Annotated in this window: 18 protein-coding genes; 11 read left to right on the forward strand and 7 right to left on the reverse strand. The window is 62.3% G+C overall.

Features of this window, described 5'->3' with window-relative positions; genetic code table 11:
* Positions 1-108: 108 nt before the first annotated feature.
* The 4 genes from ACLD1Y_RS21580 (at position 109) to ACLD1Y_RS21595 (ending at position 3,654) form a co-directional block, all read left to right on the forward strand.
* Positions 109-597: a DUF1289 domain-containing protein gene (locus tag ACLD1Y_RS21580; RefSeq protein ID WP_429479838.1), complete on the forward strand. Its 489-nt coding sequence runs from the start codon at positions 109-111 to the stop codon at positions 595-597.
* Positions 598-916: 319 nt separating this feature from the next.
* Entirely contained in the window at positions 917-1,831 is a 915-nt protein-coding gene (locus ACLD1Y_RS21585) for a class I SAM-dependent methyltransferase (protein WP_429479839.1), read from the forward strand.
* Positions 1,832-1,980: 149 nt separating this feature from the next.
* The gene (gene pcsA / locus ACLD1Y_RS21590; RefSeq protein WP_429479840.1) at positions 1,981-2,700 is read left to right on the forward strand and encodes a phosphatidylcholine synthase; all 720 of its coding nucleotides are present in this window, start codon (positions 1,981-1,983) and stop codon (positions 2,698-2,700) included.
* A 174-nt stretch (positions 2,701-2,874) separates the two neighbouring features.
* The gene (locus ACLD1Y_RS21595; RefSeq protein ID WP_185709114.1) at positions 2,875-3,654 is read left to right on the forward strand and encodes a TSUP family transporter; all 780 of its coding nucleotides are present in this window, start codon (positions 2,875-2,877) and stop codon (positions 3,652-3,654) included.
* Here the strand turns inward: ACLD1Y_RS21595 and nudC are convergent.
* Together nudC and ACLD1Y_RS21605 are read right to left on the reverse strand one after the other, a co-directional pair.
* Positions 3,622-4,455, reverse strand: a complete 834-nt coding sequence (gene nudC / locus ACLD1Y_RS21600; protein ID WP_429479841.1) for an NAD(+) diphosphatase — start codon at positions 4,453-4,455, stop codon at positions 3,622-3,624. The genes ACLD1Y_RS21595 and nudC overlap by 33 nt on opposite strands.
* A gap of 5 nt (positions 4,456-4,460) precedes the next feature.
* Positions 4,461-5,273: a crotonase/enoyl-CoA hydratase family protein gene (locus ACLD1Y_RS21605; protein ID WP_429479842.1), complete on the reverse strand. Its 813-nt coding sequence runs from the start codon at positions 5,271-5,273 to the stop codon at positions 4,461-4,463.
* A gap of 192 nt (positions 5,274-5,465) precedes the next feature.
* On the opposite strand from ACLD1Y_RS21605, the gene ACLD1Y_RS21610 reads away from it, so the two are divergent.
* The 4 genes from ACLD1Y_RS21610 (at position 5,466) to ACLD1Y_RS21625 (ending at position 9,216) form a co-directional block, all read left to right on the forward strand.
* The gene (locus ACLD1Y_RS21610; protein ID WP_429479843.1) at positions 5,466-6,722 is read left to right on the forward strand and encodes a chloride channel protein; all 1,257 of its coding nucleotides are present in this window, start codon (positions 5,466-5,468) and stop codon (positions 6,720-6,722) included.
* Positions 6,723-6,796: 74 nt separating this feature from the next.
* A complete protein-coding gene (locus ACLD1Y_RS21615) occupies positions 6,797-7,351 on the forward strand; it encodes a UPF0149 family protein (RefSeq protein ID WP_429479844.1) in 555 nt (184 codons plus the stop codon).
* A 91-nt stretch (positions 7,352-7,442) separates the two neighbouring features.
* Positions 7,443-8,699 carry a 3-phosphoshikimate 1-carboxyvinyltransferase gene (gene aroA / locus ACLD1Y_RS21620; protein WP_429479845.1) on the forward strand — a complete coding sequence of 419 codons (1,257 nt, stop codon included), beginning with the start codon at positions 7,443-7,445 and terminating at the stop codon, positions 8,697-8,699.
* Between the two features lie 127 nt (positions 8,700-8,826).
* Entirely contained in the window at positions 8,827-9,216 is a 390-nt protein-coding gene (locus tag ACLD1Y_RS21625; protein WP_429479846.1) for a hypothetical protein, read from the forward strand.
* Positions 9,217-9,308: 92 nt separating this feature from the next.
* On the opposite strand, the gene ACLD1Y_RS21630 is transcribed toward ACLD1Y_RS21625, so the two are convergent.
* Both ACLD1Y_RS21630 and ACLD1Y_RS21635 read right to left on the reverse strand, forming a co-directional pair.
* Positions 9,309-9,986, reverse strand: coding sequence for a GNAT family N-acetyltransferase (locus ACLD1Y_RS21630; protein WP_429479847.1), 678 nt, complete (start codon positions 9,984-9,986; stop codon positions 9,309-9,311).
* Positions 9,987-10,007: 21 nt separating this feature from the next.
* Positions 10,008-10,916, reverse strand: a complete 909-nt coding sequence (locus tag ACLD1Y_RS21635) for a LysR family transcriptional regulator (protein WP_429479848.1) — start codon at positions 10,914-10,916, stop codon at positions 10,008-10,010.
* A 113-nt stretch (positions 10,917-11,029) separates the two neighbouring features.
* Here ACLD1Y_RS21635 and ACLD1Y_RS21640 point away from each other — a divergent pair, with 113 nt between their 5' ends.
* The 3 genes from ACLD1Y_RS21640 (at position 11,030) to ACLD1Y_RS21650 (ending at position 15,514) form a co-directional block, all read left to right on the forward strand.
* Positions 11,030-12,244: an MFS transporter gene (locus tag ACLD1Y_RS21640; protein ID WP_429479849.1), complete on the forward strand. Its 1,215-nt coding sequence runs from the start codon at positions 11,030-11,032 to the stop codon at positions 12,242-12,244.
* A gap of 81 nt (positions 12,245-12,325) precedes the next feature.
* Positions 12,326-13,177, forward strand: coding sequence for a CAP domain-containing protein (locus ACLD1Y_RS21645; protein ID WP_429479850.1), 852 nt, complete (start codon positions 12,326-12,328; stop codon positions 13,175-13,177).
* 150 nt (positions 13,178-13,327) lie between these two features.
* Positions 13,328-15,514: a GAF domain-containing protein gene (locus ACLD1Y_RS21650; RefSeq protein ID WP_429479851.1), complete on the forward strand. Its 2,187-nt coding sequence runs from the start codon at positions 13,328-13,330 to the stop codon at positions 15,512-15,514.
* 3 nt (positions 15,515-15,517) lie between these two features.
* On the opposite strand, the gene ACLD1Y_RS21655 is transcribed toward ACLD1Y_RS21650, so the two are convergent.
* From ACLD1Y_RS21655 to treS, 3 genes are read right to left on the reverse strand one after another with little or no spacing between them, the layout of a single operon-like run.
* Positions 15,518-16,684 (reverse strand): GGDEF domain-containing protein, encoded by a 1,167-nt coding sequence (locus ACLD1Y_RS21655; protein ID WP_429479852.1) that lies wholly within the window; start codon positions 16,682-16,684, stop codon positions 15,518-15,520.
* Between the two features lie 51 nt (positions 16,685-16,735).
* Positions 16,736-18,973 (reverse strand): 1,4-alpha-glucan branching protein GlgB, encoded by a 2,238-nt coding sequence (glgB, locus tag ACLD1Y_RS21660; RefSeq protein WP_429479853.1) that lies wholly within the window; start codon positions 18,971-18,973, stop codon positions 16,736-16,738.
* The gene (gene treS, locus ACLD1Y_RS21665) at positions 18,970-22,317 is read right to left on the reverse strand and encodes a maltose alpha-D-glucosyltransferase (protein WP_429479854.1); all 3,348 of its coding nucleotides are present in this window, start codon (positions 22,315-22,317) and stop codon (positions 18,970-18,972) included. The genes glgB and treS overlap by 4 nt, the downstream gene beginning before the upstream one ends.
* Between the last annotated feature and the right edge of the window lie 13 nt (positions 22,318-22,330).

Consider the following 22,330-nt stretch of genomic DNA (forward strand, 5'->3'; position numbering starts at 1 on the left):
CCCGCTGGAGTGCGCAGCGCTCCCAAGCTTTTGGGGCCGCTTCGCGGCCCAGCGGGAGCAAGCTCCCTCGCCACAGCAAGCCACACATTAATCCGGTTTCACTGACCTATGCCCAACCAAACCATCAAAACCCCATGCGTCGGCCTGTGTTCCACCGTTTACGGCGACCTGGTCTGCCGGGGCTGCAAGCGCTATCACCACGAAGTCATCCAGTGGAATGGCTACAACGCCGAGGAAAAGCAGGCGGTATGGCTACGCCTGGAGCAACTGCTGGTACAAGTGATGGCCAGCAAGCTCGAGGTGTTTGATGCGCACCTGCTGCGCCAGCAACTGGAAAATCGCAAGATCCGCTTCATGCCGCACCAGTCGCCGTATTGCTGGGCGTATCAACTGATCGCCAGGGGCGCGCGGGTGATTTCCAAGCTGGATGCCTACGGGCTGGCGTTATTGCCGGAGTTTCGTGAGCGCCATCTTGCCGACTTGCGGGATGCGATTGACCGGGAGTTCTTCCTGCTGTCCGAGGCGCATTACGAGCGCTATATCGCACCGGGATTCCTGAAGGACGCATTTGGCCCTGCACTGATTGCCACTGTCTAAAAAGCACAAAAGATCCAATGTGGGAGCGGGGGGGGGGGGGGGGGGGGGGGGGGGGGGGGGGGGGGGGGGGGGGGGGGGGGGGGGGGGGGGGGGGGGGGGGGGGGGGGGGGGGGGGGGGGGGGGGGNGATTGCCACTGTCTAAAAAGCACAAAAGATCCAATGTGGGAGCGGGCTTGCTCGCGAAGGCGGTGTGCCAGTCGGCTCATCCTAGTCTGACACACTGCTTTCGCGAGCAAGCCCGCTCCCACACAAGCCCCCTCCCACATAGGGAGCGCAATTGTGTTTAAAATGCCGCCCGCTCAATGACCGACGTTTAACGATGAACCCAGACGCACTCGCCACCCTGCACGCCCACCTGCTCACCGCCCTGGCCACCCCACCCAGCGAAACCCGCCGCCTGTTCCACGGCCGTGGGCGCTGCTGGCCGGGCCTGGAGCAACTGACGGTGGACTGGCTGCAAGGCGTGCTGCTGGTGGCGTTGTTCAAGGAGCCCGAGCCGGCACAGCTGGACGCCTTGAAACAGCTGCTGCACACCCAATTCAGCGCCTACACCGTCGCCCTGCAACACCGCTACCTGCCGCAAAGCACCACCGAATGGCTGGTGGGCAACCCGGTCGATGAGCTGACCATCACCGAAGGCGGCCTGCGCTACTTGATCGACCTGGGTAAAAAGCAGAACAGCGGCCTGTTCCTCGACATGCGCTACGGCCGCAACTGGGTACGCGAACAAGCTCAGGGCCAACGCGTGCTGAACCTGTTTGCCTACACCTGCGGTTTTTCCGTAGCGGCCATTGAAGGCGGCGCCGACCATGTGGTGAACCTGGACATGGCCCGTGGCGCTCTCAGCCGAGGCCGCGACAACCATCGCCTCAATGGTCATGACCTGGGCAATGTCACCTTTTTGGGCCACGACCTGTTCAAGTCCTGGGCCAAAGTCACCAACAGCGGCCCCTATGACCTGGTGATCATCGACCCGCCGTCGTTCCAGAAAGGCAGTTTCCTGCTGACCAAGGACTACCAGCGCGTACTGCGCCGCCTGCCGGATTTGCTCACGGCACAGGGTACGGTACTGGCGTGCATGAACGACCCGGCCTTTGGCGAAAGTTTCCTGATCGACGGCGTAACCCAGGAGGCTCCCGGCCTGCGCTTTGTCGAACGCCTGGAAAACCCACCGGAATTTCCTGATATCGATGCCCAAAGTGGCTTGAAGGCCCTGGTGTTCCGCCAGGGCTGATGCCGAAACGTCCCACGCTTGCTACGCTAAGTGATACGCCGGGGTGGTGAACCTTCTTACCCCCTTCCCGGTCGATACCTGCATTCCCTGGCCAGACTCGACGGCGTTACGCTGTCGGCTGCCCCGTTTCACCTTTTGGAGAACCGCCCGTGATATCGACCCTGCATGTAGCCAGACTCAAAGCCTGGGGCGCCCACGGCTTCACCGCCACCGGCGTGGTGCTGGCCTTCCTGGCCACCCTGGCGCTGCTGGAAAACTCACCAAAAGCCTGCCTGCTGTGGCTGGGCCTGGCACTGGTGGTGGATGGTGTCGACGGCTCCCTGGCGCGACGGGTCAATGTCAGCACGGTACTGCCCAGCTTTGACGGCTCGGTGTTGGACCTGGTGATCGACTACCTGACCTACGTGTTCATCCCGGCGCTGTTTATCTACCGCTATATCGACCTGCCGGACTTTACCCACCTGTTTACGGTGTCGGTGATCCTGGTGTCGTCGCTGTTCTGCTTCTGCAACGTGAACATGAAGAGCAAGGACAACTACTTTGTCGGCTTCCCTGCGGCGTGGAACGTGGTGGCGTTGTGCGTCTACATCATCCAGCCAGAGGCCTGGATCACGTTGTTGACCGTGATCGGCTTGGCGCTGCTGACGGTGACGCCGATGAAGTTTTTGCACCCGTTCCGGGTCAAGCGTTTTATGCCGATCAATATTGCGGTGACCACGATCTGGTTGCTGTGCAGCTTTTTGATGGTGGTGGATTACCCGAATACCAACCCGTGGACATTTGGGTTGTGGTCGGTGATGTCGGCGTATTTCCTGGGGATTTGTATCTGGCGTACGGCGTTAGAGTGGCTGGACAAGCGTCACGGCTGATCGCGGTTAAAAATGTGGGAGCGGGCTTGCTCGCGAAAGCGGTGGTTCAGTTACAGATGTTGTGACTGACACACTGCTTTCGCGAGCAAGCCCGCTCCCACATTTGGATCTCCATACTTCTGGCAGTAAGATGGCGCCTTTCGCTTAGCGCCCTGCCAACCATAAGCCCTGCCCATGCCCTTCGAACTCAGCGTTGACCTCACCACCCTCGCCATCCTGGCATTTGTCGCCTTTATCGCCGGTTTCATCGACGCCATCGCTGGCGGCGGCGGCCTGCTTACCACCCCGGCCCTGCTCACCGCCGGCATGCCACCACACTTGGTATTGGGCACCAACAAGCTCAGTTCCACCTTCGGCTCGGCCACCGCCAGCTTCACCTTCTACCGCCGCAAGCTGTTCCACCCGCGCCAGTGGGTGCATGCCATCGTCGGCACTTTTATCGGCGCGCTGACCGGCGCCGTGGTGGCCCACTACCTGCCCGCCGAAACCCTGAACAAAATGCTCCCGGTGATCGTGTTCGGCTGCGGCCTGTACCTGTTGTTCGGCGGCACGCCCAAGGCGCCATTGGATGCGGATGCACCGATCAAGAAGAAATGGCAGTCCACCCAGGGCTTTGGCCTGGGCTTCTACGACGGCGTGGCCGGCCCCGGCACCGGCGCGTTCTGGACCGTCAGCACGATGTTGATGTACCCCGTGGATCTGGTGAAGGCCAGTGGCGTGGCGCGCAGCATGAACTTTGTCAGCAACGCGGCAGCACTGTCGGTGTTTATCTTCAACGGCACGGTGGACTGGATCGTCGGCCTGACCATGGGCATTTGCGTGATGTTCGGCGCGTTCTTTGGCGCACGCAGCGCGATCAGCGGCGGCGCCAAATTCATTCGCCCGGTGTTTATCACCGTGGTGCTGGGCCTGACCGTGCGCCTAGCCTGGCAGCACTGGTTCAGCGTGGCCTAAACGCCGCGCCAGATACAGGTCGATGAGGTAACGCGCAATCGAGCGCGACGCCGGCAACGGCGGCAGGTTGTGCACGTTGAACCACTGCGCGTCCTCGATCTCGTCGGCCTGGGGCACGATATCGCCACCGGCGTACTCGGCATGGAAGCCCAGCATCATCGAATGGGGGAACGGCCAGCACTGGCTGCCCATGTACTGGATGTTCTTGACCTCCACCTGCACTTCCTCGCGAACTTCGCGGATCAGGCAGTCTTCGGCCGACTCACCCGGCTCGGCAAACCCCGCCAGCGTGCTATAGACCCCCGTCACAAACCGCGGCGAACGCGCCAACAGAATCTCGTCGCCACGGGTGACCAGCACGATCATGCTCGGCGAAATCCGTGGGTAGCTGCGCAGGTCGCAGGCCTGGCAATACATCGCCCGCTCCCGTGGCACCTGAACCATGGCCTGGCCGCAACTGCCACAAAACCGGTGTTCCCGCGCCCAGGTGCCGATCTGCGCGGCGTAGCCCAGCACTTTGTACAGGGTGTGGTCGCCTTGCAGCATAAAGGCCCGCAGGCCCTGCCAGCTGCAACCCGGCACTTCGGCAGGCGTGTTCAGCTCAAGCAGGTACACCGGCTCACCATCAAGGTGGCCGATGCCGTGCTCGGCAAATACCGACAGGTCCTGGCGCTTGAGCCATTCCCGGGGGAACAGCGGGCCATTGGTGTCATGTAAAAAGCCGTCGCGACTGCGGGCGACGGCCCAGCCGCCGGGGGTGTCGTTGTCCAACAGCGTTGTGGTAATCCAGCCTGGGGTCATGTCAGTCAATCCACGAATTCGGGTTTCTGCTTACTCATATGGGCCGCGATGGCCACGCGCAGGTCGTTGGATTGCAACATAGCCGCGTTCCAGGTGGCAACGTATTCCAGACCATCTTTGACTGTATGGTCACGCATGTAGCTGATCATGGCCTTGGTGCCGGTGACTGCAATCGGCGACTTGGCGGCGATCTCATGGGCGATTTCCAGCACGCCGGCCAACAGGCTCTCTTGATCGGCATACACCCGGTTGACCAGGCCGATACTGCGCGCCTCTTCGGCACCGAACTGGCGGCCGGTGTAGGCCAGTTCACGCAGCATGCCGTCGCCAATAATGCGTGGCAGACGTTGCAGGGTGCCGACGTCGGCAGCCATGCCGATGTCGATCTCCTTGATGGAAAACTGCGCCCCTTCGGCGGCGTAGCGCATGTCGCAGGCGCTGATCAGGTCGATGGCGCCACCGATGCAATACCCTTGGATCGCCGCCAGCACCGGCTTGCGGCAGTTGTCGACGGCATTGAACGAGGCTTGCAGCTCAAGGATCTTGCGCCGTAGCAGGCGCGCGTTGCGGCCCACATCCTTGCCAAAATCATTGGCCACCGAGGCCAGCATCATCAGGTCGATACCGGAGGAGAAATGCTTGCCGGCGCCGCTGAGCACCACGGCGCGCACGGCGTCGGTGTCCTCGACCCATTGGAAAATGTCAATGATCTCGGTCCAGAACGCGGCGTTCATCGCGTTGATCTTTTCCGGGCGATTGATCTGCACATGGGCAACGTTGCCGATGAGTTCGACGACGAAAGCTTGGTATTCGGACATGGCAGTGATCCCTGACTGGCGAGTGATAAGGCCCGAACTATAACAAGGGTGCGCCACGGCGCATCGGCCAAAAACGGGACTGGCAAAGGTAATGGAATGTTGTGGGCGCAAGGTTGATGCAGCGCCATTACATTTGCGCCGGGAAGCGCGATGTATCGGCTATACAATCAGGGCCATTGCCTGGAGTTGCCTATGCCGACCACGTTTCGCTCATCCTTGATCCTGGCCCTGGTGGTCGTGCTGACCGGCATTGGCGCGGGCCTTGGTGGAATGCTGCTGGCGTTGCTGCTGCATGGCATCCAGCATTTGGCCTACGGCTACAGCCTCGATAGCCTGGTCAGCCATGAAACCTTTTTATGGGGGGTGACGGCGGCGTCGCCCCAGCGCCGCCTGAGCGTCTTGGTGATCTGCGGTCTGGTCGCGGGCATGGGCTGGTGGGCGATTTATCGCTACGGCCGGCCATTGGTGAGCGTCAAGCAAGCGGTGTCGGACAAAATGCCGATCATGCCGCCCAAGACCACCCTCGCCCACGCCCTGTTGCAGATCATCACCGTGGCCCTGGGCTCGCCCCTCGGGCGTGAAGTCGCGCCACGGGAAGTCGGGGCGCTGGCCGCCACCTGGTTATCCCAGCGGGCGCGACTCGAACCGCCGATGCATCGCCTGATCGTTGCCTGTGGCGCTGGCGCGGGCTTGGCCGCGGTATACAACGTGCCACTGGGGGGCGCGGTGTTTGTGCTGGAGGTGCTGGTGGGCGCGTTCAGTTGGCCGGCGGCGGTGATTGCGCTGGCAACCTCGGCGATTGGCGCATCGGTAGCGTGGATCGGGCTGGGGGCGGAGTCGCAATACGTGATCCCCCACTTTGTGCTGAGCCCAGCGCTGATCGCCTGGGACGTGGTGTGCGGCCCGGTGTTCGGCTTGGCGGCGTATGGTTTCACGCGCCTCACCGGCAAGGCACGTGGGAATGCTGCAAGAGGCTGGCGCCTGCCGGTGCTGGCGCTGATCAACTTCACACTCATCGGCACCCTGGCCATGTGGCTGCCGCAGATTCTTGGCAATGGCAAAGGCCCGGCGCAACTGGGTTTCGACAATGAGCTCACCCTTGGCCTGGCCGCCCTGTTGTTGCTGGTCAAGGTACTGATCACCACCAGCAGCTTGCGCGCCGGGGCCGAAGGTGGGCTGTTGACACCTGGCCTGGCCAATGGCGCGCTGCTGGCGATTATCCTCGGTGGCGCCTGGAGCCTGGTGTGGCCGGGCGTGCCGTTGGGCGCGTTTGCGATCATCGGCGCGGCGGCGTTTCTGGCGGCCAGCATGAGCATGCCGCTGACCGCGATTGTGCTGGTGGCGGAATTCACCCGTATCGAGCATGACTTCCTGGTGCCGATCATCCTCGCCGTGGTGGGCTCGATGTGCGTGAGCAAGCTGTGTGTACGCTGGGAAAACGCTGGATAAAACCTGTCGCACCCGCCATCCTTTGCGCTTTAAGCCGCCCCACCTGCGGCGCTCGACGTTTAAAGGATATGCCCATGCACGCCCAACCCCTCACCCCGGCCGAATTCGAATTTATCGAAGACACCCTGCAAAAGTACGGCGACGACCATTCGGTGCTGAACCTGGCCGAACTCGACGGCTACTTCACGGCGCTGGTGTCCAGCCCGGTGCAGGTGGATGTGGCCGAGTGGTTCCCGGCCATCTGGGGTGGGCAGAACCCGGAGTGGGAGAACATGGACGAGGCGCAGAGCTTCCTGGAACTGTGCGTACGCCACATCAACACCCTGGCTGAGCAACTGGCCACTGATGCCGCAGCTTTCAAGGCGCGCTTCGACGACACCGAACACCAGGGAAACACCGTGACCCTCGCCGAAGAATGGTGCTTTGGCTATATCCGTGGCGCGGCCATCGGCAACTGGCCTGAGTTGCCAGCAGCACAGGCCGGTGAACTGGAGAAAATCTCCTGGTGCGCCGAGCAGGACAACTTCGAGCTGCCCGCCGACCTGGATGTGCAGGCGCACCAGCAGCGCGTCAGCCAGATCGAACCTGCCGCCCGCACGCTGCATGATTACTGGCTGAGCCAGCGCTAAGCCTCGACAAGCACCGCTGCTTTGGCCGATTATTCGGGTCCGCCCGTCGGCCACTCCGTACCACCTTGCCTTGAATCAGGAGCCTTGTACCTTGAGTTCGCAGAAAACCGTGACCGTTACACCGCCCAACGCCCCCCTCAATGGCAAGGTCGCGCCCCCCGGCTCCAAATCCATTACCAACCGCGCCCTGTTGCTGGCGGCCTTGGCCAAGGGCACCAGCCGCTTGAGTGGCGCGCTCAAGAGCGATGACACCCGCCATATGTCGGTGGCCCTGCGCCAGATGGGCGTGACCATCGACGAGCCGGACGACACCACCTTTGTCGTCACCGGCCATGGCAAGCTGCAATTGCCTGCGCAACCACTGTTCCTCGGCAATGCCGGCACCGCGATGCGTTTCCTCACCGCCGCCGTGGCCACCGTTGAAGGCACCGTGGTGCTGACCGGCGACGATTACATGCAAAAACGCCCAATTGGCCCGCTGCTGACCACCCTGTCCCAGAACGGTATTCAGGTTGACAGCCCCACCGGTTGCCCACCGGTCACCGTGCACGGCGTGGGCAAGGTTCAGGCCAAACGGTTCGAGATCGACGGCGGCTTGTCCAGCCAATACGTCTCGGCCCTGCTGATGCTGGCGGCCTGCGGCCAAGCACCGATTGAAGTGGCGTTGACCGGCAAGGACATCGGCGCCCGTGGCTACGTGGACCTGACCCTGGACTGCATGCGCGCCTTTGGTGCCCAGGTCGAAGCCGTCAACGACACCACGTGGCGCGTGGCCCCAACCGGCTATAGCGCCCATGACTACCTGATCGAACCGGATGCTTCTGCCGCCACTTACCTGTGGGCGGCCGAAGTACTCACCGGTGGCCGCATCGACATCGGCGTCGCCGCCCAAGACTTCACCCAGCCAGACGCCAAGGCCCAGGACGTGATCGCCCAGTTCCCCAACATGCAAGCCACGGTTGTCGGCTCGCAGATGCAGGACGCCATTCCAACCCTGGCGGTACTGGCAGCCTTCAACAACACCCCGGTGCGCTTCACCGAACTGGCCAACCTGCGGGTCAAGGAATGCGACCGCGTGCAGGCGCTGCATGACGGCCTCAACGAAATCCGCCCAGGCCTGGCCACCATCGAAGGCGATGACCTGCTGGTGGCCAGCGATCCTGCCCTGGCTGGCACCTCGTGCGATGCCCTTATCGACACCCACGCCGACCACCGCATCGCCATGTGCTTTGCCCTGGCCGGCTTGAAGGTGTCGGGGATCCGCATTCAAGACCCGGACTGCGTGGCCAAGACCTATCCTGAGTATTGGAAGGCCCTGGGCAGTCTTGGGGTTCAACTCACCTATTAACCCCTGTAGGAGCGAGCTTGCTCGCGAAGAACGTCAACGATTACGCGTGCATCCTGACGAAACGCAGCGCCCTTGTGATCTTCGCGAGCAAGCTCGCTCCTACAGTAAAGCCAAGCAGGGAGGGTAAATGACCATTCGCCAACCCTGCCCACCCGGCGCCTGTGTCTGTGATCGCGAGCAACTGCTGGAAACACCAGGCGCCGACCAGCGCATCCTGCAGCTCACGCGCCAGGAAGAAAAAAAGCTGCTCGAACGCCTCGAGAACCTCAAGAGCCTGCAAGACCTGGAGCGCATGCAACAGCTGATGTACCAGCAATTGGGCATCCGCGTGCATGTCGCGCCAGGGCACACCGAGGTCAAGAGCATGCGCGGCATTCATATCGAGATCGATGAGCTACCCGGTATGTGCCGCAAGACCCGGCAATCCATCCCCGCCGCGATTCGCCGCGGCATGGAAAAACGCCCCGAGATCGCCTACCGCTTGCTGGATGCTCACGACCTGTTTCGAGAGGGTTGAGTTTCAGCCTCAAACAACCCCCCACCGCTTTCGCGGGCAAGCCCGCTCACCATAGGCAAGCCGGCTCACCTCATACGAGAAGCCGGCGTATGTCAGCTGCGACTCTGTAGAAACAACTGAACCTTGCGCGCCAGTTGATCCAAATGCCGATCCCGCTGCTTCTCCGCATCCACCATGGCCCGCTTGCCATGTTTTTGCAGCAGGTACGTATGAATCTGTCGCACCTCCAGCGACGCATAGATCGGCGCCACATCCAGCACGCCCATCAACCCGTCCGTGCCGTAATCCCGGGTGTTCATCAGCACCTGGGTACCCCGTGCGCCGCGCACCTGAAAGCCCATGGACTCAAAGGCCGCAACCTTCTCCACCGCGCACGCCAACTCCGCATGGGGATAACGGCCCAGTATGTCCTGCATCATTGCCCGCGCCACACCCTGGCGCCGGTAACCGGCTTGCACCGCCATGAACACCACACCACACGCCTCTGGATCATCCTGCACGGGCAGGCACAGCACAAAACCAATGACCTTCTCGGGATCCTGCGCCTCCGTCGCCACGATCAGCTCGACGGCAATCCCCTTTTCGCCCTTCAACGCGTCAAGGTACAGGTGCACCTCGAAGCCAATGGCGTACTGGTAGATGTTGTACAGCAGGTTGCTCGGCGGCAACGCGATGCTGCTGATGTCGGTGAGGTTGTCCACCACCATCTGCAGGATCTGGGCATTGATGGGCTCGGGGCATGGCGTGGTGTAACGGGTAAGGCTGAACATGCAAATTCCTGGGGTTTCGCGTCAAGGCAGCGGCGATTGTACCTGTTGCAGCGCGCAGACCTCACGCAAACATCCGCGCAGCCAACGATGGGCCAGGTCGGCATCGAGCCTTGGATGCCAGAGCATCGCCACGGTAAAGGTGGGCAAGGCCAGCGGCAGCGCGAAGCAGTAGAGGCCGTCCCGTTGATGGGCGGTGTAGCGTTCCGGCACGCTGGCGATCAAGTCGGTATGGCGGGCCAAGGCGATGGCACTGGAGAACCCGGTGACGAGGGTACTGATCTGCCGGGTGAGGCCTTGGGCCTCTAGGGCATCGTCAATCTGGCCACGATCGCGGCCACGCCGTGAGACGTAGACGTGCTGGCCTTGCGCATACCGCTGCACGCTGACGTCGCCCTTGCTGAGGGGGTGGCCACTGCGCACCACACCGACCAGGCGATCACGGAACAGCGCTTGGGTCAGCAACTCGGGGCTGGCGTCGGCGTCGACAACGCCGGTATCCAGGTCGACCCTGGCGTCGCGCAACAGCGCGCTGTCTTTATCGGTTTTATTCACAAAACGCAGGCGCACACCGGGCGCGTCCTGGGCAATACGCGCCAGTAAAGCAGGGCCGATGTGTTCAACGAACTCCTCGCTGGCGCGCAGGGTGAAGGTGCGTTCAACCCGAGCCATGTCCAGTGCCCGAGCAGGCCGCAACACGGCGTGGGCTTCTTGCACCAGGCGGCTGACCGGTTCGCGCAGTTCCATCGCCCGTGGTGTGGGCACCAGCCCGCGACCAGCGCGCACCAGCAGCGGATCGCCCGTGGTTTCACGCAGGCGTGCCAGCGCCCGGCTCATGGCCGACGGGCTCAGGCCCAGGCGCTGGGCGGCACGGGCGACGCTGCCTTCGGTGAGCAACACGTCCAGGGTCATCAGCAAATTGAGGTCGGGCATCACCGCTCCTAATCAGGCGTTTGGTGCAGGTATTAACTGCATAGTGTGCGTCTTCCGCCATGTTAGGTGACGCCGTAGATTTGTGACAGTCGCCCTCACCCAAGGAATCGCCCATGCCCTCCTCTTCACGCGGTGCCCTCGTGAGCCTGTGCCTGTCCATGTTGCTGGCCTCCCTCGGTACCAGCATCGCCAACGTCGGCCTGCCCAGCCTGGCACAGGCGTTTGCTGCCTCCTTCAATGCCGTGCAATGGGTGGTGCTGGCGTATCTGCTGGCGATCACCGCAGTGATTGTGACTGCCGGTCGCTTGGGAGACCGCTGGGGGCGCCGTCGATTGTTGCTCGCAGGCCTACTACTGTTCGCCGTGGCCTGCGGGCTATGCGGCGTCGCGCCCACACTTCATTGGCTGGTCGGCGCACGCAGCCTGCAAGGCCTGGGGGCGGCGGTGATGATGGCCATGGCGCTAGGCATGGTCGGCGACACGGTCAGCAAGGCGCACACCGGCCGCGTAATGGGCTTGCTCGGCACAATGTCAGCGGTTGGCACCGCCATGGGCCCCAGCGTGGGCGGCGTTTTGCTGGCCGTATGGGGCTGGCGCGCCTTATTCCTAGTCGGTGTGCCGCTGGGGTTGCTGGCGGCTGTGTTCGCCTATCGCTACTTGCCCACAGACCGTCCGCGCACGGCGGTGGCTACTGGCCTGGGCCTGCGCGCCGCCTTGAAAGACGGACCGTTGCGCTCCGGTTTGGCGATGAGTGCCCTGATTGCCGCCGTGATCATGGCCACTTTTGTGGTCGGGCCGTTCTACCTGTCCCGTGGCCTGGGGCTCGATGCGGCCTGGATGGGCCTGGCCATGGCGGTCGGGCCCTGCGTGGCGGCCGTTACCGGCATACCCGCAGGCCGCCTCACCGACCGCCTCGGCAACCAGCGCGTGATCATGGCCGGGCTGGGATTACTGTTGTGTGGCGCACTGTTGCTGTCGTTTACCTCGGGCCTGTTGGCGTACCTGGGCGCTCTGGTGGTCTTGACCTGCGGCTACAGCCTGTTCCAGGCCGCCAACAACACGGCGGTGATGAGCGACGTGGAGCCCGCACACCGTGGCAGCGTCTCAGGGTTGTTGAACCTGTCGCGAAATCTTGGCCTGATTGGCGGCGCGTCGGCCCTTGGCGCGGTATTCGCCTGGGCCACGCCAGATGTCAGCCACGCCTCGGCGCAATCTGTGGCAACTGGCCTGCACACGACCTTTGCCGTGGCAGTGGCGCTAATCCTCATCGCCAGCGCGATGGCCTATCGCCCAATCGCCGCCCTAAACCGTCAACAGAAACCCCGTTGAGGCAAAAAAACAAAAAAGGCGTTGCGCAAGACTGGGTTACATCGCGCATCATGGGCACTTTCAAGCTCAAGGGTAACGTCCATGCGCGTGCTGTCATTGATGATGAGCCTGACGACGCTGGCCGCCACTACGGTGTTCTGCGCCAGCGCGATGGCGAATGAAGAAAGTCAGTTGGTACAACAAATCAACGAATACCGCAGCCAGGTCCAACGCTGCGCTAACCTGGGCTCCCAGGAACTGCCGCCGCTGGCCAGCGATACGCGGCTGGTGCTGCCGGCCACGAATGTGGGCGACTTGCAGCAGTCGTTGGCCCGTGCGGCCTACCCGATGGTCAACGTGCAGGCCATCAGCCTGTCGGGCCCCAAGGATGCGCAAGCGGCCATGAAGGCAGTGCGCGAGAGTTTCTGCCGGGTGGTGCTGGACCCGCAATTTGTCGATATCGGCGTGAGCAACAGCGGCCAGGACTGGCGCATCGTGCTCGCCCGCCCCCTGCTGTCCAGCGGCCTGGGCGACTGGCAGACCGAAGGCAAGCAACTGCTCAACCTGATCAACGCCGCCCGCGAACAACCGCGCCAGTGCGGTACACAGGCGTTCACCGCCACCACGCCGTTGTCGTGGAACGAAGACCTGGCCGGCGCTGCCAATAGCCACACACGCAACATGGCCAACGGCAACTTCTTCGACCACTTAGACCACGACGGCCGCACCCCCGGTGACCGCGCCGAACTGGCCGGGTACATCGCGAAGAACATCGGCGAAAACATTGCCGCCGGCCTCGACACTCCGCGCAAAGTCGTCGACGGCTGGCTCGCCAGCCCCGGCCATTGCGCCAACCTCATGAACCCACAATTTCGCGAACTGGGCGCGGCCTATGCCATGGACCCGAAAAGCGATGCCGGGATCTATTGGACGGGGGTTTTCGGCGCCCAATAGTCGCTGCGCAAGGCTGTGCATTTGAATAGAGCATCAAATTGCCATCTCATGGATAATTCCGCTGAACTGCCAGCGGCCATCCCGGTCTGTAGCTTGATAGCCTGCCCATTCGGCGGCTGACAAGACCGTGGCAAACAAGGTGTTCTCCCAATGATGAATTGGCTGCAAAGCAGCAGCGACATGGCTGAGCGGGTTCGCCAGCATGATTGGGCCAGCACGCCCCTGGGGCCGCTGGAACAATGGCCGGACGTACTCAAGACCACCGTGGCGCTTTGCTTTGCCTCAAGCTTCCCCCAGTCCATCGCGTGGGGGCCGCATTTAACCATGCTCTACAACGACGCGTTCATCCCGATATTGGGGGACAAACCCTACGCCTTGGGTCGTCCGTTCAATGAGGTGTGGAGTGAGGTGTGGAGCGAAGTCAGCCCCATCGCCAATGCGGCCTTTGAAGGGCATGCCACCTTTATCGAAGACTTCCCGCTCCTGATCGAACGCGGCGCAGGCCTGGAACAAGCGTATTTCACCTTTTGCTACAGCCCGATCCGCGACCCCCAGGGCAAAGTCGTGGGCATGCTGGATACCGTCACCGAAACCACCGCCACCGTATTCCTGACGCGCCGGCTGGCCGTGCTCGACGCTGTGGGCAGCGCCGTGGCCAACGCCACCGATGCCGAGGCCATCATGACCAGCACCACGCGTGTGCTGGCCGAGCACTTGAAGGTGTCGAACTGCGCCTACGCCGACATGGACGCCGACGAAGACGGTTTTACCATTCGCGGCAACTGGGCCGCGCCCGGCTCGCCGAGCATTGTGGGACGCTACAGCCTGGCGGCCTTCGGGGCACGCGCCGTGCGGCAATTGCGCGCTGGCCAGCCGCTGGTGGTGCAAGACAATCGCGCCGAGTTTGCACCCGAAGAAGCCGCCAGCTATCAAGCCCTGGGCGCCCTGGCGACGGTGTGCTTCCCGCTGATCAAGAATGGCCGCCTCACCGCGTTGATGGCCGTGCATCACAAGAGCGCCCGGGTTTGGTCGCCCTACGACCTGGCATTGGTGGGAGAAGTCACCGAGCGCTCCTGGGCGCATATCGAGCGTGTACGCGCCGACGCCGCCGTGCGTGAAGGCCTGGCGGCCTTCACCGAGTTGAACGCGACCCTGGAACAACGGGTTCAAGAGCGCACCTATGCCCTCACCCAGGCCGAAGCCGCGTTGCGCCAGTCACAAAAACTGGAAGCCATCGGCCAATTGACCGGCGGCGTGGCCCACGATTTCAACAACCTGCTGACCATCATTCGCTCCTCGGTAGACTTCCTGCGCCAGCCCGGCTTGTCCGAAGAACGCCGCCAGCGCTATATGGGTGCGGTGTCCGACACGGTCGAGCGCGCCAGCAAACTCACCAGCCAATTGCTCGCCTTCGCCCGCCGCCAACCGCTCAACCCGCAAGTCTTCGACGTGGGCCTGCAGGTGCGCGCCATCGGCGAGATGCTCGAAAGCGTGACTGGCGCACGGATCCGCGTGCACGTCGAGTTGCCCGAGCGCCCCTGCCATGTGCGTGTAGACGCCAGCCAGTTCGAAACTGCACTGATCAATATCGCCCTCAATGCCCGCGACGCAATGGACGGCCAAGGCACCTTGACCCTGCGTGTGGCCACGGTCGCGACCCTGCCCCACATCCGTGGCGATGCCCAATTACGGCAGCCCTTCGTCACCGTCGCCCTGGCCGATACCGGCAGCGGCATTGCGAGCGACGCCTTGGAGCGTATCTTCGAGCCGTTCTTTACCACCAAGGCCGTCGGCAAAGGCACAGGGCTTGGGCTGTCCCAAGTGTTCGGGTTTGCCAAGCAGTCCGGCGGTAACGTCGATGTGGCCAGCACGTTGGGACAGGGCACGGTGTTTACCCTGTACCTGCCGCAAGTGGCGGCCGATACCGCGCAACAAAACCTGCCCCAGGAAGACCACGGCCTGCTCCAGGACACCGCGCTGCGCCATATCCTTATCGTGGAAGACAACCTGGAAGTCGGCCGTTTCGCCAACCAGATCCTGCAGGACCTGGGCTACCAGACCACTTGGGCCACCGACGCCGAACAGGCATTGGCGCTGGCAGGCCCGCAGGCGCTGGCGTTCGATGGGGTGTTTTCCGATGTGGTGATGCCAGGCATCACCGGCGTGGCCATGGCCAAGGTGTTGCGCGAGCGGCGCCCGGATTTGCCGGTGGTGCTCACCTCCGGCTACAGCGAAGAACTGGCCGACAGCGGCTATGAAGGGTTTGAATTCCTGGCCAAGCCCTATTCCGCCGATCAGGTCGCGCGGGCACTGGCCAAGGCAATGCTCAGGGACTGAGCCCTACTCCGCCACCGCCACCTGGTTGCGGCCCTGGGCCTTGGCGCGGTACAGCGCCTTGTCGGCGGTGTTCATCAGGCCATGCAGGTCCTGGTCCTGGCTGCGGGTAGACGCCACGCCCAGGCTGGCGGTCAGGCCATGCACCGGTTCGGCGGCCATACCGGAGATGGCCTTGATCAGTTGCTCGGCGATATCCCGCGCCGTTTCCAGCGAAGTGTTAGGCAGCAACACCGCAAACTCCTCGCCCCCAAGGCGGCCATACACATCGGCCTGGCGGAACGAAGCGCTGATCACCCCGCCAATCTGGCGCAACACTTGGTCCCCGGCCTGGTGGCCGTAGGTGTCGTTGATGTCTTTGAAGTGGTCCATGTCCATCATCAACGCGCACAGCGGCTGCTGGTTATGACGGCACTGGTCGTACAACAACTGGGCATGTTCGAAGAACGCGCGGCGGTTCATCAGCCCGGTGAGTTCATCGGTCTGGGCGGCGCGGGTGGAGATATTGTGGGCCCGTTCCATTTGCCGAGTCAGGCGAAAGGCTTTTTCCAGGGCATCCGACAGTTTGCGCGTGGCACTGACCACAAAGGTGGAGAACACCAGTACCGCAATGGCCACGCCCACTTGCATCGACGAAGGCTGGAACAGCAGCCACACCGTGCACGGCAGCAACACCAGGCCCATGGAGCCCAGCGTCATGTAGCGATAGGCCGAATAGCATGACACCGCGCTCACCGACATGCCCACGGTAAACAGCATGACCAGTGCCTGGGACAACCGATCGTCGGTGGGCATCACCGCCAATGCACCGAACCCCCAGATCCCGGCAGACAGCATCAGCGAAACCCAGTAGCGCCGCTCCCAACGATCCGGGGTGCGCTCAACGTTGGGGCATCGAAACCACTCCATGAACATCTTGAGCCGCAGCAAGGTGGAAGCCGCCAACGACACCAGCCAGATCAGGATGACCTGGTGATCGAAGCGGTCCCAGCACAGCCAGCACAACATGACGGCACCCAGGTAGCTGCCGAAAATCGCCGCAAATGACTGGCGAAACAACTGGTGCAAACGGTCGGTTCGCACTTGTTCTTCGATAAAACAATCCTGGTCCTGCCCACGCCCAAGGCCATTCATGAAATCCGCCTGATTCTGCTGCCACGACAATGGCGCCATTGTGGCACCCTGCCAGTAGCGCGGACAACAGAATCCAGCACGGTAGAGCCTTTAAGGCGCTTCTGGGCGCAGAATCAGCACTCCTAGCGGCGGCAGATTCAACGACAGCGACACCGGCTGCCCGTGACGCGGCTCATCCTGGGTGAACACCCCACCGCCATTGCCGTAGTTGGACCCGGCATAGGTGTCCGCATCACTGTTGATCACTTCGCTCCAGCGCCCGGCAAACGGCACGCCGACCGCATAGGCTTCGCGCGGAACCGGGGTGAAGTTGGCGACTACGAGCACCGGCTTACCGTCCTTGCTCCAGCGCAGCCAAGCGTAGACGCTGTTGATCGCATCGTCGCCTATCAGCCACTGGAAGCCTTGGGGCGCGTCGTCTTGTTCATGCAACGCCGGCTCCTCGCGGTACAGGCGGTTCAAGTCGCCCACCAGTTTCTGTACGCCTTTGTGTTCGGCGTACTGCAACAAGTACCAATCCAGTTGCTGGTCGTGGTTCCACTCGCGCCACTGGCCGAATTCGCACCCCATAAACAGCAGTTTCTTACCCGGGTGCATCCACATGAACGCCAGATAGGCCCGCAGGTTGGCGAACTTCTGCCAACGGTCGCCGGGCATCTTGTCGATCAGCGAATGTTTACCGTGCACCACTTCATCGTGGGAGATCGGCAAGATAAAGCGCTCAGACCAGGCGTACACCAGCCCGAAACTCAGCTCATTGTGATGGTGGGCGCGGTACACCGGGTCTTGCTGGATGTAGTGCAGCGAGTCATGCATCCAGCCCATGTTCCACTTGTAATTGAACCCCAGGCCGCCCTGTTGGGTAGGCTGGCTCACACCGGGCCAAGCGGTGGACTCCTCGGCGATCACCAGTGCGCCCGGCGCTTCCTGGGCCACCACATCGTTCAAGTGGCGCAAAAAGTCGATGGCTTCCAGGTTCTCGCGGCCGCCGTGGCGGTTGGGCACCCATTCGCCGGCCTTGCGCGAGTAATCGCGGTAGAGCATCGACGCCACCGCATCGACCCGCAGGCCATCGATATGGAAGTGTTTAAGCCAGTGCAACGCAGAGGCCAGCATAAAGCCGTGCACTTCGGTACGGCCGAGGTTGTAGATCAGGGTGTCCCAGTCCTGGTGGAAGCCTTCCAGCGGGTTGGCATATTCGTACAACGCGGTGCCGTCGAATTGGGCCAGCCCGTGGGTATCGGTGGGAAAATGCGCCGGCACCCAATCCAGGATCACCCCGATATCGGCGCGATGCAGGGCGTTGATGAAGTAGGCAAAATCTTCCGGTGAGCCAAACCGTGCCGTCGGCGCAAATTGCGACAGTGCCTGGTAACCCCAGGAGCCGCCAAAGGGGTGCTCCATGATCGGCATCAGCTCGATATGGGTGAAACCCAGTTGCTGCACGTAGGGAATCAGGCGTTCGGCCAGTTCGCGCCAGTTGTATTGGCGCGCGACTTCGCCCACCTCGTCCAATTCACACTGCCACGAGCCGACGTGCAATTCGTAGATCGACAGCGGCGCACTGGTCTTTTGCTTCTCGACCCGCGCCTGCATCCATTCGTGGTCTTGCCAGTCAACCTGCAACGGTTCGGCAACCTTGGAAGCGGTGTCAGGCGGCAGCTGAGTCGCCAACGCCATCGGGTCGGCCTTCAGAGGCAGGATGCCGTTGGCGCCAAGAATCTCGTACTTGTAGGCCGCGCCCGGTTGCAGGCGTGGGATAAAGATTTCCCACACGCCGGACGGATGGCGCAGGCGCATCGGGTGACGGCGACCGTCCCAGATATTGAAGTCGCCCACCACCGACACACGCCGTGCGTTCGGTGCCCACACGGCAAAACGTACACCCTGCACGCCATCGACGCTGGTCACCTGCGCCCCGAGACAACTGCTCAGGTCACGGTGATTGCCTTCGGCAAACAGGTACAGGTCCATTTCCCCCAGCAATAGCTGGTTGAAACTGTAGGGGTCTTCGGTGATCTGCTCGCCACCGGCCCACTGGATCTTGAGCAAGTAAGGCTGGCGATGAGTGAAGTGCCCGACAAACAAACCCGGCACCTGGGTCGCCTCCAGGCTGCCAATCGGTTCGCCGTTATCCCGCGCCAGCACTTGAACGCTCAAGGCTTCCGGCAAAAAGGCGCGGATAAACTGGCCGCCCTGTTCATCGTCATGGGGCCCGAGAATCGAAAACGGGTCATGGTGTTCGGCGCGTACCAGCGCCTCGACATCCTTGGATGCCGGCAGTGCAGTCAACTTTGGCTGCAGCGGTTCTTTATGTGTAAAGCTCATGACGTCTCCCCACCGCGTGCAGTATTCGACATAGGTGCAAGCCCACTGAGCAAACCGTGCAACCCTTGCAGGGGCACCGGTAGCCAGGTTGGGCGATTCTCTGCTTCGTAGGCCACTTCATACGCGGCCTTCTCCAGGCTGAACAACGTCAGCGCAGCATCCTGGCCGTTGGCTTCCTGCCAGTCATGCGCCAGTGTAGACGTAGCTGACTGATAAGCCTGGATAAATGCCTGGCGCGCTTCCTTGAGATAACGATCGGTCACGCGCTTGCGCGCCTGGTCGGCTTCGGGCGATTGATCCACCCCCTGCCCGTTCAGCGCCATCGCTGCCGCGTAGTCGAAAGAACGCAGCACTCCGCTGACATCTTTATACGGGCTGTGCTTGCCCCGCCGCTCATGCAACGGGCGCGCCGGTTCGCCTTCAAAGTCGATCAAATAGGCATCGCCTTTCACCACCAGCACCTGGCCCAAGTGCAAATCGCCATGGACCCGGATACGCAGCCCGCCCAAGGTGGCTTTGGCCAACGCCTTGGTGTGAGCGGCAATGGCTTTTTTCTGTGCCAGCAACTCACTGACCAGCGCCTGGTCGGCAGGGTTCAACTGGGTTTGCGCAAGTTCGAGCAAGTGCAGCGCTCGTTCAAGCTGCGCGCCCACGTCCTTGGCCCAGGCTTGGGTATCCTTGGCGGTAGTGACCTCGGGGTTGAAATCCTTGTCAGTGGTTTTTGCCCCCAGCACCCCATGCATCTCACCCAAGCGCTGACCCAATAGCCCGGCGAAATCCTGCAACTCGCCCAGAGCGTTGTAATGCTGCTCCTGTTCGGACATGGCCACCGCCAGTTCATCGCGAATCGCCCGCTCCAGGCTGTTTTGCGTCCAGGCCCAGGCATCGCCCTGGTTGCTCAGGTATCCCTGGGCAATCATCAACAGGTTGTCTTGCCCTGCCCCATCGCGGCGAATCACCGAGCCCAGCAAGGGCGAGATATTCGGGTAGCCGGCGGCCGTGAGGTAGGCGCTCATCTCCAACTCTGGGTGAACGCCGCTGGCGACTTTGCGGATCAGCTTGAGCACCAGGCTTTCGCCCACCACCACTGAGCTGTTGGACTGTTCGGCCGAGAGGTAGCGCACTTCGGACTCGTCTGTCAGTTGCAGCCTGGCCAGGTGCGGCGTGGCTTCAAACCGTAGGTCGCCGTCACTGCTGTTCACTACCGTACCGGCTTGCAAACCCTGAATCACCGCACGAATGAAATGCTCCAGGCTAAACGCATCCGTCACCAAGCCCACTTGGCGTGCACGGCGTACCCTGGCCAGCGCCAACTGCTGGGGCAAGGCACTGGTGAACTGATCTTCACCCAGGAAGCCAAACGGCAGCTGGTAACGGCTGACCTGACCGCCGCTGGTCACGTCGATCTCACTGAGCAAAACCGGGTGCTGCGGGTCGCCAAAGCGCACACCGTAGGAAATGTGCACGCTGTCGATGGCCGTGTCCTTGCCCGCGAACCAGCGGCGTTTGGGCAGCCAGGCCGGCAACGAAGTGTGCTCAAGGCTCGCGCGGCAGGGTGCTTCCAAGAGTTCTTCCATGCGTTTTTTCAGTACCAGTGTGGTGAAGTCCGGCATGCTTTGCGCCGGTTCCACATGCCAGCTGGGCATCTGGTTTTGCGCCGCCAATACAAACCAATAGAAGCCGTACGGCGCCAGGGTCAGCAGGAAATTCAGCTGGCCGATGGGCGGGAAGGCATTCCCGCCGAGCATCTCCACCGGCACCATGCCGGCAAATGCCGACAGGTCCAGCTCGGCGGCCTGGGCACTGCGCGAAACGTTGGCCACGCACAGGATGATTTCCGTACGCCCGTCCTCTCCAGTGAATTCACGGGTATAGGCGAGGATGCGGCGGTTGCTCGGCGAGAGCATCTTCAAGCTGCCACGGCCAAACGCCTTGGACTGCTTGCGCACCGCCAACATGCGCCGGGTCCAGTTGAGCAAGGAGTGAGGGTCTTGGGCCTGGGTCTCGACATTGACCGACTGATAGCCGTATTGCGGGTCCATGATTGGCGGCAGCACCAGGCTGGCCGGGTCGGCGCGGGAGAAGCCGCCGTTGCGGTCGATGGACCACTGCATCGGCGTGCGCACGCCATCGCGGTCGCCCAGGTAGATGTTATCGCCCATGCCGATTTCATCGCCGTAATACAGGGTCGGTGTGCCGGGCATCGACAGCAACAGGCTGTTGAGCAGCTCGACTCGGCGACGGTCGCGCTCCATCAGCGGCGCCAAGCGCCGACGAATCCCCAGGTTGATGCGCGCGCGACGGTCGGCGGCGTAGTAATTCCACAGGTAGTCGCGCTCCTTGTCGGTGACCATTTCCAGGGTCAGTTCATCGTGGTTGCGCAGGAAGATCGCCCATTGGCAATTGGCGGGAATCTCCGGGGTCTGGCGCAGGATATCGGTGATCGGAAAGCGGTCTTCCTGGGCCAGCGCCATGTACATGCGTGGCATCAGCGGGAAGTGGAAGGCCATATGGCATTCGTCGCCGTCATCGCCTTTTTTGTCACCGAAATAAAGTTGGGTGTCTTCCGGCCATTGGTTGGCTTCGGCCAGTAGCATGCGGTCAGGGTAATGGGCGTCGATTTCGGCGCGGATCTGTTTGAGGACATCGTGGGTTTCAGCGAGGTTTTCGTTGTTGGTGCCGTCGCGCTCAATCAAGTAAGGGATGGCGTCCAGGCGCAGCCCGTCGATGCCCATGTCTAGCCAGTAGCGCATCACCGACAGCACGGCCTTCATGACTTGCGGGTTGTCGAAATTCAGGTCCGGCTGGTGGGAATAGAAGCGGTGCCAGAAGTACTGGCCGGCGACCGGGTCCCAAGTCCAGTTGGACTTCTCGGTGTCGAGAAAGATGATGCGCGTGCCGTCGTATTTCTGGTCGTCATCGGACCACACGTAAAAATCCCGCGCCGCCGAACCCGGCTTGGCCTTGCGTGCGCGCTGGAACCAAGGATGCTGGTCGGAGGTGTGGTTGATCACCAACTCGGTAATCACCCGCAAGCCGCGCTTATGGGCCTCGGCGATAAAGCGCTTGGCATCGGCCAGGGTGCCATAGTCGCTGTGCACGCCGCGGTACTCGGCGATGTCGTAGCCGTCATCGCGGCGTGGCGAGGGGTAGAACGGCAGCAGCCAGATGGTATTCACGCCCAGGTCGGCAATGTAGTCGAGTTTGGCGATCAGGCCGGGGAAGTCGCCGATACCGTCGTTATTTGAGTCGAAATAGGATTTGACGTGTACCTGGTAGATCACCGCGTCCTTGTACCAGAGCGGGTCTTTGATGAAGGTGGCTGGGGCGGGTTTCTTCGCCATTGGAAACTCCTGA

The sequence above is a fragment of the Pseudomonas sp. 18175 genome (assembly GCF_050432925.1).
Taxonomy (GTDB): Bacteria; Pseudomonadota; Gammaproteobacteria; order Pseudomonadales; family Pseudomonadaceae; genus Aquipseudomonas.